Source organism: Streptomyces sp. Sge12 (assembly GCF_002080455.1).
Classification (GTDB): domain Bacteria; phylum Actinomycetota; class Actinomycetes; order Streptomycetales; family Streptomycetaceae; genus Streptomyces.
Map to the genome: position 1 here is coordinate 6,784,516 of NZ_CP020555.1, position 12,726 is coordinate 6,797,241.

9 protein-coding genes are annotated in these 12,726 nt (G+C 73.5%); 5 read left to right on the plus strand and 4 right to left on the minus strand.

Annotated elements, in window-relative coordinates; translation table 11 throughout:
• The first annotated feature begins 6 nt into the window (after positions 1 to 6).
• The gene (locus tag B6R96_RS30490; protein WP_107475608.1) at positions 7 to 630 is read left to right on the plus strand and encodes a hypothetical protein; all 624 of its coding nucleotides are present in this window, start codon (positions 7 to 9) and stop codon (positions 628 to 630) included.
• Positions 611 to 1,444 (plus strand): inositol monophosphatase family protein, encoded by an 834-nt coding sequence (locus B6R96_RS30495; RefSeq protein WP_081524208.1) that lies wholly within the window; start codon positions 611 to 613, stop codon positions 1,442 to 1,444. The genes B6R96_RS30490 and B6R96_RS30495 overlap by 20 nt, the downstream gene beginning before the upstream one ends.
• On the opposite strand, the gene B6R96_RS30500 is transcribed toward B6R96_RS30495, so the two are convergent.
• Positions 1,441 to 2,631, minus strand: a complete 1,191-nt coding sequence (locus tag B6R96_RS30500; protein ID WP_237291556.1) for an SLC13 family permease — start codon at positions 2,629 to 2,631, stop codon at positions 1,441 to 1,443. The two genes, B6R96_RS30495 and B6R96_RS30500, sit on opposite strands and share 4 nt — an antisense overlap.
• Positions 2,632 to 2,816: 185 nt before the next feature.
• Between B6R96_RS30500 and B6R96_RS30505 the strand changes: the two genes are divergently transcribed.
• Positions 2,817 to 8,687 carry a TIR domain-containing protein gene (locus tag B6R96_RS30505; protein ID WP_107475609.1) on the plus strand — a complete coding sequence of 1,957 codons (5,871 nt, stop codon included), beginning with the start codon at positions 2,817 to 2,819 and terminating at the stop codon, positions 8,685 to 8,687.
• A gap of 69 nt (positions 8,688 to 8,756) precedes the next feature.
• On the opposite strand, the gene B6R96_RS30510 is transcribed toward B6R96_RS30505, so the two are convergent.
• A complete protein-coding gene (locus B6R96_RS30510; RefSeq protein WP_081524209.1) occupies positions 8,757 to 9,347 on the minus strand; it encodes an isochorismatase family protein in 591 nt (196 codons plus the stop codon).
• Between the two features lie 160 nt (positions 9,348 to 9,507).
• Here B6R96_RS30510 and B6R96_RS30515 point away from each other — a divergent pair, with 160 nt between their 5' ends.
• Positions 9,508 to 10,500: a GlxA family transcriptional regulator gene (locus B6R96_RS30515; RefSeq protein WP_081524210.1), complete on the plus strand. Its 993-nt coding sequence runs from the start codon at positions 9,508 to 9,510 to the stop codon at positions 10,498 to 10,500.
• 26 nt (positions 10,501 to 10,526) lie between these two features.
• Here B6R96_RS30515 and B6R96_RS30520 read toward each other — a convergent pair whose 3' ends face one another.
• The gene (locus B6R96_RS30520; RefSeq protein ID WP_053704621.1) at positions 10,527 to 11,285 is read right to left on the minus strand and encodes an anti-sigma factor; all 759 of its coding nucleotides are present in this window, start codon (positions 11,283 to 11,285) and stop codon (positions 10,527 to 10,529) included.
• On the minus strand, positions 11,282 to 11,866 hold the full coding sequence (locus B6R96_RS30525; protein ID WP_081524211.1) for a sigma-70 family RNA polymerase sigma factor: 585 nt from the start codon (positions 11,864 to 11,866) through the stop codon (positions 11,282 to 11,284). Before B6R96_RS30525 ends, B6R96_RS30520 begins: the two co-directional genes overlap by 4 nt.
• 221 nt (positions 11,867 to 12,087) lie before the next feature.
• Here B6R96_RS30525 and B6R96_RS30530 point away from each other — a divergent pair, with 221 nt between their 5' ends.
• Complete coding sequence (locus B6R96_RS30530; RefSeq protein WP_030384066.1) at positions 12,088 to 12,726, plus strand: fasciclin domain-containing protein; 639 nt, start codon at positions 12,088 to 12,090, stop codon at positions 12,724 to 12,726.

Here is a 12,726-nt window from a genome sequence, read left to right on the forward strand (position 1 = left end):
CGTGCCATGGACCCCGAGCTCGAAAGGACCCTGATCACCCTGGAGGAAATCGCCTCCGGGACACGGGAGTTACACGCTGTCAGGCATCCGCTCGGATTCCTCTGCCTGCCGCTGCTGAGAGAGGGCCCGCGAGGAATCTGCGTCCATCTCTTCGACGCCGGCGACCACGCCGAGCCGGACGCGTCCCCGATGCACGCCCACAGCTGGGAACTGCGCAGCCGCGTGCTGTACGGGCGGATCGCCAACCTGCCGGTACGCACCACCGTGGTTCGGGACGGCGAGGAGGGCGCGACCCACCGCGTCTTCGAGGTGCTCAGCGGCAGCGACGGCGTGGACGAGATCCGGCCCACCTCCCTCCTCGTGCGCAGCGAGCCCGGCCCCGCCCACATCAGCTCCGGCGGGCAGACCTACACCCTGCCCGCGGGCCGGTTCCACGCCACCGCCCTCGACGGGGCCGAACCCGCGGCCACGCTGGTCCACGGCATGTCGATCCCCGGACAGCTCGACCTCTCGCTCGGCCCGCTCGACGGCCGCCCGCGCCGCACGACCCGCCGGCTGTGCGACACCGCGCAGACCGTGCGCAGCGTCCACACCGTCCTCAGGAGGATCGATGCCCAACAGCGGGCCTGACTTCGACCACGAGCGGCAGGTCGCGGTGGCCGCGGCGGAGGAGGCGGGCGGCCTGCTGCGCAGCCGTTTCGGGACGGCGCGGTGCCTGCGCACCAAGGGCGGGTCCGGGGACGTGCAGATGGACCTCGACCTCGCCGCCGAGAAGCTCCTCCTCAGCCGGATCCAGCGCCACTTCCCGCACGACCGGATCCTGTCCGAGGAGGCCGGGCTGCTCGAAGCGGCGGGCGAGCGCACCTGGCTGGTGGACCCGTTGGACGGCAGCAACAACGTCGCGATCGGGCTGCCCACCTACGTGGTGGGCATCGGGCTGTGCCTCGCGGGCGCCCCCGTGATGGGAGTGGTGCACGAACCGGTCACGGGGGAGACCTGGCACGCGGTCCGGGGACACGGAGCGTACGGGCCGTCCGGCGCGCTGCCCGGCCCCGACCGGACGCTGCCCCGCCCCGGGCCCGTCGTCGCCTGGACGCAGGGGTACGCCGTGGCGCGCGGGGACGTGACGGCGGTGGCCCTGCGCGGCACGCTCGAGCTGCACTGCCGGCGCGTCCTGCAACTGTGGGCGCCGCTGCTCGGCTGGAGCCTGCTGGCGCGCGGCACCATCGACGCCTTCGTCGGCTACCGCGCCGAGGGGGTGGACCTGCCGACCGGGGCGCTGCTCGCCGCGGAGGCCGGGGTGGAGCTGCGCACGCTGTCCGGGGCGCCGTTCAGACCCGGCTTCACCGGCGCCGACACCGGCCGCAGCTTCGTGGCGGCACGCGGCGAGACCCTCGCGTACCTGCTGGAGCGGGTGGCGGCCGGCACCCCGGGGCTGGCCTAGGAGGTGGCCGCCAGTGCCAGCGTCGCCGCCAGCGTGCCCGCCACCGCCAGCACGAACCCGGTACCGAAGAAGCGGCCCAGGTCGATCCGGGTGCCGTGCCAGCGGCACCGCTCGAACCACAGCAGGGTGGCCAGCGAGGCCCACGGCGTGATCACCGGGCCCACGTTGACGCCGACGAGCAGCGCGAGCAGCTGCTCGTGGTTGGCCACCGGGATCGCCGCCTCGCCCGCCAGATAGGCCGGGAGGTTGTTCAGCACGTTGGAGACGCCCGCCCCGACCGCCGCGGACCTCAGCATGCCGGCGAGGCCGTTGTCGGACCCCATCGCGGAGGCGAGGACGTCGTGCAGCCCGTGGGCATTGACCGTCTCCACGACCAGGAACATCCCCGGAACGAGGACGAGGAGCCGCCAGGGGATCAGCGACAGGCGCAGCGCGTCCCGGCGGCGCACCCAGAAGGCCACCACCACGATCAGCGCGGCCGCCATCGACGCCGACCACAGCGGTACGTCGGCGAGCAGGATCGCCAGCAGGAACCCGGCGCACGCCACCGCGCACACCCGGAACAGGACCCGGTCCGCGGGGCGGGGCAGGGGCGGGGGCGTGTAGCGGGTCTCGCCGCGGCGCCCCGGGCGCCAGTAGAAGCCCCACAGGCAGGCCATCGTGACGGCGATGGCGGCGAGCTGCGGTGCCCACATGGTGGCGGCCATCTCCGACGGGGTCAGCGCGATCCGGTCCGCGGCCAGCAGGTTCGTCAGGTTCGACACGGGAAGCAGCAGGCTCGCCGTGTTCGCGAGCCAGACCGTGGTCATCGCCAGCGGTACGGGGGCGATCCCGACCCGGGCCGCCAGCGCCAGCATCACCGGGGTCAGTAGGACCGCCGTCGTGTCCAGGTTGAGCGTGATGGTGGTGACCGACGCGAACAGCACGCAGAGGCAGAACAGGAGGGGATATCTTCCGCGGCCCGCCCGCGCCACCCAGGTCGCGACGACGTCGAAGACCTCCGCCTTGCCGGTCAGCTCGGCGAGGACGATGACGGTGGCCAGGAACACCACCAGCGGACCGATGCGCTGCATCACGTCCGCGGCCGGCCCGGTGGGCAGCAGGCCCGTGGCGACGCACAGCGCACCGAGTACGAGCAGGCCGCCGGCCAGCCAATCCAGTGGGTGCAGACGCCGAAGGAGGGACACGGCGAACAGGTTCGCACATCCACACGTCCCGACGTCAGAGGGGCCCGACGGAACCGGACACCCCGCCCGGGCGGGGTGAGGCCCGCCCCGAGAACGGCCGCGCCCGCGAAGGCCCCCCCCCGGGAACGGCCGCCCGTCCTTGCCGGGACAACCCGCGGTCGAGGACGCCGTCCTACGATGGACGCATGATGACGGACGGGCAATTCGGCGCTCCTGCAAGAGAGTTCGACTTCTTCATCAGCTACTCCCCGGCAGACGAACCGTGGGCCGCCTGGATCGCCTGGACCCTCGAGGAAGCCGGGTACCGCACGGTGGTGCAGGCATGGGACTTCGTGCCGGGAACCAACTTCATCGACTTCATGGACCGCGGGGTCAGCGAGTCCGTGGCGGTCATCGCCGTCCTGTCACGCCACTACGAGCGATCCACCTACGGCCGGATGGAATGGCAGGCCGCGCTCCGGGCCTCGCCCGAGTCCCCCGAACGGAGGCTGCTGACCGTCCGGGTGGACGAGATCCCGATCGAGGGACTCCTCGCCACGATCACCTACGTCGACCTCGTGGGCGTGGCCGACATCGACGCCGCCCGCACCCTGCTGCTGAACCGGGTCGGCCAGGCCGTCGACGGCCACGCCCGCCCCGGACGCCGCCCCGGCTTCCCGGGCGGCGCAGCGGGCGCCACCCGCCACCGGGAGCAGCCCAACCCGGGCCGGCCGCGGCCGAGCGCACTGGCCGGCCCCGGCTGGTCCGGGCGCCGGCGGCCGGCCCGGGCGCCGCTCTACCCGCAGGCCGCCGCGGCCGGCGGAGCCGGCGCCCAGGACACCGTGACCGTGCTGCACCTGGCCGGGCCCGACTTCGGGCGCGGTCGCGAACCCGATGCCCTCAGCCGGCAGATCCGCGGCGACCTCATCATGCTCCGGGACGCGGGGGCACCCGCCCCCGACCTGATGGTGGTGACCGGGGACCTCACCGCGTCCGGCAGCCCGCGCGAGTGCGACCAGGCCCTCAGCTTCCTCACCGCCCTGCGGTCCCAGCTCGACCTGTCGCCCCAGCGGGTCATGGTGGTACCGGGCGCCCAGGACGTGAACCAGGCCGCCTCCCAGGCCTACTTCCACACCTGCGAGGCCGACGAGGTGGCGCCGCAGCCCCCGTACTGGCCCAAGTGGCGCCACTACACGCGGCTGTTCCGCGGCCTCTACCAGGGCCTGGACACCGTCTTCGACAGCGACCAGCCCTGGACCCTCTTCCCGGTGCCCGAACTGAGCACGGTCGTCGCCGGATTCAACTCCTCCATCGCCTACAGCCACCGCCCCGAGGAGCAGTACGGCTTCATCGGCCGCGACCAGGCCGCCTGGTTCGCCGAAGCCATGCGCCGGTACGAGGAGGAGGGCTGGCTGCGCATCGGCGCGCTCCGCCACCCGCTCACCGACGGGCGCCGCCCCGGCGACGCGATCGGCGGCCCCGGCGGGCTGCGGGACACCGACACCTTCGCCCGGCTGGCCGCCCCCCGGCTGCACCTGCTGCTGCACGGGCCGACCGGCGGTCCGCGCACCGCCACCGCGACCCCCAGCCGCACCCAGCTCGCCGGACCCGCCGGTGAGCTCCCGCTGTTCGGCTCCGCGGCCCCCGCCCGGTTCCAGCTGCTCCAGGTCGGTGCGCAGGGAGTGACCCGCTGGGACGACCGGATCACCCCCGAGGCCGCGACCTTCCCCGCCGAGTGGCGGCAGACCCGACGGGTCTTCCCCGTACCGGAGCTCCCGCCCGTCATCAACGTCGAGCGTGCCACCGGCCGGGCTCCCCTGGACGATCCGGCCGCCGCGCTCGCCGAGCAGGTGAAGGAGATCTGCCGGGTGCGCCGGGAGGGCGTACGGCTGCGCGACGTACCGCGTCGCGAACCGGGCGACATGGTGCAGATCATGGCCACCTGGCGGGAGCAGGAGGACGGCGTCGTCCAGCAGCAGCGCATCGCCGTCCACCCCGGGAGCCCCACCGAGGAGGAGGTCGACCGCTTCATCGCCCAGGTGCACGCGACCGACTCCGGCTCCGAGGCCGTCCTGGTGTACGCGGGCGACGCCCCGGCCGGCGGGCTGCGCACCCGGGCCGCCGGCCACGGCGTACGGGTCAGGGTGCGCAGCTTCATCGAGTTCCAGGGCCTGCTCGACCTGCGCGGCTACGTCGCCGCCCAGAGCGCCCGGCTCAACGCCAGCGAGCAGTACGCCCCCGGGCTCTACCTCCCCCAGCGCTACCGCGACGCCGACCGCCCCGGCGGCCAGGACGGCGGCGGCCAGGAACGCGACGGACTCGTCGAGGAGCTGCTGGAACTGCTGGAGTCCGACCACGGCCGCTTCGTGCTGCTCCTCGGCGACTTCGGGCACGGCAAGACCTTCGCCCTGCGCGAGCTCGCCCGCCGCATCTCCGAACAGCTCCCGCACCTGACCCCGCTGCTGATCCCGCTCGACTCCCTGGACCGGGCGCACAGCCTCGAAGGCCTGGTCGCCGCCCACCTGGCCGGCCACGGCGTCGACACCATCGACCTGCGGGCCCTGCGCTACATGCTCGCGCAGGGCCGCGTGGTCCTGCTCTTCGACGGATTCGACGAACTGGTCAACCGGGTCAGCTACGACCGCGCCGCCGACCACCTCCAGGTCCTCCTCGACGCGGCCGTCGACAACGCCAAGATCGTCGTCAGCAGCCGCACCCAGCACTTCAAGTCGCACGCCCAGGTCCTCACCGCGCTCGGCGAGCGCGTCGGCCTGCTCCCGCAGCGCCGGATCCTGGCCGTGGAGGGCTTCACCCCCGCACAGATCCGCGCCTACCTGGTGCGCAGCTACGGCGACGAGCACACCGCCGACCAGCGCTACCAGCTCCTGCGCAACATCCCCGACCTGCTGATGCTCTGCCGCAACCCCCGGCTGCTCTCCTTCGTCGCCGACCTGAGCCAGGACCAGCTGCGCGCGGTCGCCGGGGCCGGCCGGGCGCTCAGCCCCGCCCGCCTGTACGAGGACGTGTTCACCTCCTGGCTCGGCCACGAGGAGCGGCGCGGCCAGGGCGGGCCCGGCGCGCCGCCCGGGCTCGGCCTCGAAGAGCTGTGGGCGGCGGTCACCGCGCTCGCCCTGCGGCTGTGGGAGAGCGGCCGCAGCGCCCTGCGGCTCGACGAGCTCACCGAGACCGTGGCCGGCACCCTCAGCGAACTCACCGGTTCCCCGCTCGCGCTCTCGCCGCTCACCCCGTCCGAACGCGCCCAGGCCGTCGGCGCGGGCAGCCTGCTGGTCCGCAGCGACGACGGGGTGTTCCAGTTCATCCACGGCTCCGTCATCGAATGGCTGGTGGCACGGGAGGCCGCCCGCCAGCTCGCCCGGGGCGGGCACACCCTGCTCCTCGCACGGCCGCTCAGCCAGCTCGCCGTCGAGTTCTTCTGCGACCTCGCCGACCACGAACAGTGCGCCCGGTGGGTGCGCGACGTCCTCGACTCACCGGGGCGCTCGGTCAGCGAGGCCGCCCGCGCCAACGCCGTCCGGATCTCCGACCGGCTCCGGGTACCGGCCAACGCCGACCTGCGGGGCGCCCGGCTGGCCGGGGAGGACCTCTCGCACCGCGACTTCTCCGGTGTCGACCTCACCGACGCCGATCTGACGGACGCCCGGCTGATCGGCGCGAACCTGTCCGGCGCGCTGCTGCGGGGCACCCGGCTGACCGGCGCCCGCCTGGACCGGGCCGACCTCAGCGCCGCCGACCTGACCGGCGCGAACCTCAGCCGGGCCCGGCTGACCCGGGCCGACTTGAGGGGCGCCGTGCTGACGGGCAGCCGCTGGCACCGGGCCGCGCTCATCGACGTGACGATGGACGAGGCGGTGCGGTCGGCCCCCGAGCTCGGCGTCGCCGCGATCGCCCCGGGGATGCCGGTGGACGCCGGGTTCCGGCCCTCCGCCGTCGGGGTCCCGTACGGATTCGGCATGCGCACCAGCCGGCTGCCCGAACCCATCGCGTACAGCACCGACGGCGAACTCCTCGCGGTCGGCAGCGAGGACGGCTCCATCCTGGTCTGCGGCGCCGACGACGGCCGGGCGGTGCGCACCCTCCAAGGTCACGAAGGGCGCGTGTACGCCGTGAAGTTCCGGGCGGGCGTCCTCGCCACCGGCGGCTCCGACGGGGCCGTGCGGCTCTGGGACCCGGTGACCGGCGCGTGCCGCCACCACCTGCGGGTCCACCCCGACGGCGTGTGGCCGGTCTCCTTCGACGCGGACGGAACGCTGCTCGCCACCGGCGACCGCGAAGGCCTGGTCACGGTCTGGGACGTGGGCACCGGCGAGCCCCTGCACCGGATGCCGGGTCACACCGCACCCGTCTACACCGCGGTCTACGGCCCGAACGGAACGCTGCTCACCGGGGACGCGAACGCGACGGTACGGCTGTGGGACCTGAGCACCGGGCACTGCGTCCGGGAGATCGAAGGCCACCGGGGGGCCGTCTACCGTGCCCGGTTCAGCCCCGACGGGACCCTCTTCGCCACTGCCGACCGGGGCGGACCCGGGCAGGGCGGCACGGTGCGGATCTGGCGGACGGCCGACGCGCGGCTGCTGCACGAGTTCACCGGACACACCGGCCGGGTGTACGTCCTCGACTTCCACCCCGACGGGAACCTCCTCGCCAGCGGCGACACCGACGGCCAGGTGCGGCTGTGGGACCCGGTGGTCGGCACCCCCGCCGGAATCCTCGAACGGGGCACCGGCGGCGTCTACCAGGTGCTCTTCGGTGATGAAGGCAGGCTCCTCGTGGCCTGCGACAGCAACGGCGCCGTCCGGCTGTGGACGGTCACCGGCCGCCCCCACGGCTACACCGTCGCCCTCCACCCCCAGCAGCCGACCGCGCACCGCGGCACCGCCTGGGCGTGCGCCTTCCGGCCCGGCGACAGCCAGCTCCTCACCGTCGGCAACGACGGCGGCGCGCAGATCTGGGACGCCGCCACCGGCCAGGGCAAGCGCATCCTGCGCGGGCACGGCCGCCGGATCAGCGGTGTCGCCTTCAGCGCGGACGGCTCCCAGCTGGCGACGGCCGGCAACGACGGGGTCGTACGGCTCTGGGAGACCCGCACGGGGCGGCGTACGGACGAGCTCACCGGACGGGGCGACCGGCTGGTCTCGGCCGCGTTCAGCCCCGTCGACGCCATCCTGGCCACCGCGAGCAACGACGGCGACATGTACCTCTGGGACCCGGTCGGCGGCGAGTACCTGAGGGAGCTCGACGCCGAGACCGAGCACGTCTGGGCGGAGGCCTTCAGCGCGGACGGCACCCTGCTCGCCACCGCCAACGACGACGACTCCGTCCACGTGTGGTTCCGCCCCACCGGATCCCCCGTCTCCACTCTGACCGGGCACCGGGGGCGGGTCCGCTCGATCGCCTTCCGCCCGGACGCCGACATTCTGGCCACCGGCTGCGACGACAGTTCCGTACGGGTGTGGGACGCCAGGAGCGGCCGCCTCATGGACCACCTCGGCGCCGGCGGCGACGGCCATGCAGACCGGGTGTACGGCGTCGCATACGGCCCGGGGAGCGCCTGGCTGGCCAGCGCGAGCTGGGACGGCACGGCCATCGTCTGGCGCGGGGGACGGGCCCGCCTGCGGCTGCGCGGACGGGGCGGCCGGCTGTGGGCGGTCGCCGCCCACCCGAGCCGCCCGCTGCTGGCCACCGGGGGCGACGACCGCGGCGTCGGCCTGTGGAACGCCGAGACGGGGGAGAAGGCCGCCGACCTCGTCGGGCACACCGGCCGCGTGCTCTCGCTCGCCTTCTCCCCGGACGGCACGACCCTGGCGAGCGGCGCCGAGGACGGCACCGTACGGCTCTGGAACCTTCCGGCCGACGGCGAGCCGCCGTCCCTGCGCGGGACGCTGATGGGAATGGCGGACGGCTGGGCGGCACTGACACCGGCCGGCGGGTACAAGTACGAAGGCGATGTGGCCGGTGAGTTCTGGCACGTGGTGGGCATGTCCCGGTTCACGCCGGGGGAGCTCGACGCATACCTCCCGGGCATCCACCGACTGCCCCTCGGCGAGGAACTGTGACGACCCACGCCCCCGACACCCGGCCGGGCTGAGCGGCCCGCCGCGGGTCGGGACCGTACGGGCGGTTGGTCAGGTGAGGGAGAAGGCGGAGGGGACGACCACGCCGTAGAGATCGGCGATCGTCGCCAGCGCCGCGTGGTGGAGCTGCTCGGCGGACACCTCGGCCACCGCCGTGCGCAGCGGCCGGGTCGCGCAGGCGTCCGCGACGACCGTGGGCCGGTTGCCCCGCAGGAAGGCGCCCTCCGCGGTGAAGGTCACGCACATGTGGGTCATGAACCCGGCGACGATGACGTCCTTGTGGCCGGCGGCGTCGACGTGCTCGCCCAGGTCGGTGTCGACGAACGCGTTGGGGACCGTCTTGACGACCACCGGTTCGCCCGGGGCCGGGGCCACCCGGGGGTGGATCGCGCCGATCTCGGCCCGGACGTCGTAGGGGGTCCCCTCGCCGCCGTCGTTCACCACGTGCACCACCTTCGCGCCTGCCGCCCGGGCCCGGGCCAGCAGCGCGGCGGCGGCCTCGAGCGCCGGTTCCCAGCCCGACAGCTCCATCACGCCGCGGGTGTAGGTGTTCTGGTAGTCGACGAGGATCAGCGTGGCGTCCGCCGGCGAGGCCGGGGTCCCGTCGAGGCCGCTCAGCTCGCGCAGGGTCGTCTTGGACATGGCAATACCCTCCTGGGGTGTCTGGTTCGGGGTGCCGGCCGCGCAGCGGCGGCCGTGATCAGAACGCTATGACCCACCCCTCCATGTCGGCAATGTCATCCAAGGTGCAGAAACCGACATACGGTGGAGCCGTGCAGCGGCCACCGAACGGAGAGAACCCTTGAGCACCGTCGAACGGTTCATCGTCGTCGTCCTCTTCGACGGCGTCGACCTGCTGGACGTCACCGGACCGCCCGAGGTGTTCGCCCTGCTCCGGCGGGAGGCGGGCGACGCGACGGGCTACCGCGTGGCCCTCGCGGCCGAGACCCTGGACCCCGTCACCACCTCCGCCGGGGTCAGGATCCTGCCCGACCTCACGTTCGCGGACGTGGCGGGTCGGAGCATCGACACGCTGCTGGTGCCCGGTTCGGTCGAGGTCGACGGGCGGGGCCGCGTCCGCGCCCTCGCCGACCCCGTCGTCGTCGACCGGGTGCGGACCCTCGCCGCGACGACCCGGCGGGTCGCGTCCGTCTGCGTGGGCGCGCACATCCTCGCGGACGCGGGGCTGCTGGACGGCAAGCGGGCCACCACCCACTGGTCGACCGCGCAGCAACTCGCCGACGAGCACCCCTCGATCGAGGTCGACGCGGATCCGATCTTCATCCGGGACCAGGAGGTGTGGACCGGCGCCGGCATCAGCGCCTGCCTCGACCTCTCCCTCGCCCTCGTCGCCGAGGACTTCGGCGAGGCCGTCGCCCTGCGCGTCGCCCGGCAGCTGGTGATGTACCTGAAACGGCCCAGCGGGCAGAGCCAGTTCAGCGTCCCGCTCGAACCCCTGTCGACGACCCGGCGCATCGAGGACCTGCGCCACTACATCACGCGGAACATCGCCGAGCAGCTGACCGTCGCCGACCTGGCCGAACAGGCCCATGTCGGCGAACGGCAGCTCACCCGGATCTTCAAGACGGAACTGGGCATGACCCCGGCCGCCTACATCGAATCGGCCCGCGTCGAAGTGGCGCGCAACCGGCTGGAGTCCACGGACGACACCCTCGAACGCGTCGCGACCGTCTGCGGTTTCAACACGACCGACACCCTCGTCCGCGCCTTCCGGCGCAAGCTCGACACGACACCGTCGGAGTACCGCAGCCGCTTCCGGTCCTCTCCCGTCTGACGGCCCGACCGGTCGTGCCGACCGGCTCAGGCCGTGGGGAAGGCCAGCAGCGCCACCGGCGCCGAGGTCGGCCGCGGCGAGCCGCCGGCCGGTTCGACGGTGATGCCCATCCCCGATGCCGCGTCGACCGGCCCGCGCAGCAGCGTGGCCGCCGCAGGGGTGGCGCTGTCCATCAGGCCCGCCGAACGCATCCTGCCGCCGCCGTCGTTGTACCAGAGCTGGTACACCTTCCCGCTCGGCGGCGCCGGCATCCCGGAGGCCGCGAAGACGGCCTGGTTGCGGGAGGGCGAGACGACCACCGTGCCCACGGCGCCGCCCCGCAGGGGCGCGGTGGAGACCCGGGCGTCGGCCGACGCCAGGACCGCGCCGACCGCATCGTTCGCGATCCGGGCCTGCAACGCCTGCTGCCGCGCCTCCTGCGCCTGCTCGTACTGCGACACGGCGACGCCGCCGAGCGCGACGGCCGCCGCGAAGCAGGCCGCCAGGGCCCAGTTCGGTGCCCACCGCCAGCGGGGCCGTACGTGCCCGCCGCGGGTGGACCGCACCGTCGAGGGTGCCTCCTGGCGGACGGTGCCGATCCGGCGCATCACCTCGTCGCGCAGTGCCGGGCTGGGTGTCGCGGCGACGGCGAGCCCGAGGCGCGTGACGGTTTCGGAGAGCTCCCGGACTTCCTGCGTGCAGGAGATGCAGTCGGCGAGGTGCCGTTCGACGGCGGCCCGTTCGGCGGGCTCCAGGGCGTCGAGCACGTACGCGCCCGTCAGCGTGTGCAGATCCACGGCGTTCACACGCTCACCCCCAGGCAGTCACGGAGCCGGATGAGGCCGTCGCGCAGCCGTGTCTTGACGGTACCCAACGGCAGGGCCAGCAATTCGGCGACCTCCCGGTAGGTCAGGCCCCGGTAGTACGCCAGGGTGACCGACTGGCGCTGCAGTTCGGTGAGGCCGTTCATGCAGCGCCGCACCTGCTCGCGCTCCAGCCGGGTCTCCACCTGCTCCACCACCTCGTCGTAGGCCGTGGTGTGTTCCAGCAGGGCCGCCCGCTTCTCGCGGTTGGACGCGGCCTGCGCGGAACGCACCCGGTCGACGGCCCGGCGGTGGGCCAGCGTCAGGACCCAGTTCATCACCGAGCCCCGCGAGGGCTGGTACCGGGCGGCGGTCCGCCAGAGCTCGACCAGCACTTCCTGGGCGACCTCCTCCGACTGGGCGGGGTCGCGCAGCACGGAGCGCACGAGGCCGAGGACGGGGCCGGACACGGCCTCGAAGACGGCCGTGAACGCCTGCTGATCGCCGCGGGCCACCCGGCCCATCAGCTCCGGCAGGTCAGGAGCGGCCGACGGGTGTCGGCCTATGCGCACGTTCTCTCTCACCGGGGAGGTCCTCCAGGAGTTCTCGGTTGCACGGCCCATTCGGAGCCGCGGACCGGCCGGATTGGTCGTGTCGGACAAGGATGGCGGCAGCCGCAGGCGGTGGATCGGATACGCGTTCGAAGTCTTACCCGTTCGGGTGAGTCGGCCATCCGGACGGCGGCGGGCGCCGAACAGACGGCGTGCTTCACCGATGGGTGAGCCCCGCAGACTCAGGAGAGACCATGAGCATTCACCCCTTCCGCCGTGCCGCCCTCGCGGTGACCGCCGCCGTGCTGCTGCCGCTGGCGCTGTCCGCCTGTTCGCAGGAGAGTACGAGCAAGCAGGGGGCCGGCGCGCCCGATGCCGTTTCCTCGCCCGAGCCGCTCGGCGGTACCGGGGCCGCCGCGGGCGACCCGTTCGGCCCGGCGTGCGCCTCGGTTCCCAAGACCGGAGCGGGCTCCTTCGACGGTATGGCCGAGGCTCCGGTGGCCACCGCGGCCTCGAACAACCCGGCCCTGTCCACGCTGGTCGCGGCCGTGAAGAAGGCCGGCCTGGTGGACACGTTGAACAACGCCCAGGACATCACGGTGTTCGCGCCGACCAATGACGCGTTCGCGAAGATCCCCAAGGCCGACCTGGACAAGGTCCTGGCGGACAAGGAAACCCTGACCAAGATCCTCACGTACCACGTGGTCGGCGAGCGGATCGCCCCGGACCAGCTGGGGAGCGGTTCCTTCCAGACCCTCCAGAAGGGCATGATCAACAGCATGGGATCGGGCAACGACTACACGGTGAACAACACCTCCAAGGTGGTCTGCGGCAACGTCCCCACCGCCAACGCCACCGTCTACATCGTCGACACGGTCCTCATGCCGAAGTAG

Bases quoted from the DNA above. Each gene is read 5' to 3' on its own strand.
- B6R96_RS30490 (WP_107475608.1), top strand. From the start codon at position 7: ATGGACCCCGAGCTCGAAAGGACCCTGATCACCCTGGAGGAAATCGCC.
- B6R96_RS30495 (WP_081524208.1), top strand. From the start codon at position 611: ATGCCCAACAGCGGGCCTGACTTCGACCACGAGCGGCAGGTCGCGGTG.
- B6R96_RS30505 (WP_107475609.1), top strand. From the start codon at position 2,817: ATGATGACGGACGGGCAATTCGGCGCTCCTGCAAGAGAGTTCGACTTC.
- B6R96_RS30510 (WP_081524209.1), bottom strand. From the start codon at position 9,347: ATGTCCAAGACGACCCTGCGCGAGCTGAGCGGCCTCGACGGGACCCCG.
- B6R96_RS30530 (WP_030384066.1), top strand. From the start codon at position 12,088: ATGAGCATTCACCCCTTCCGCCGTGCCGCCCTCGCGGTGACCGCCGCC.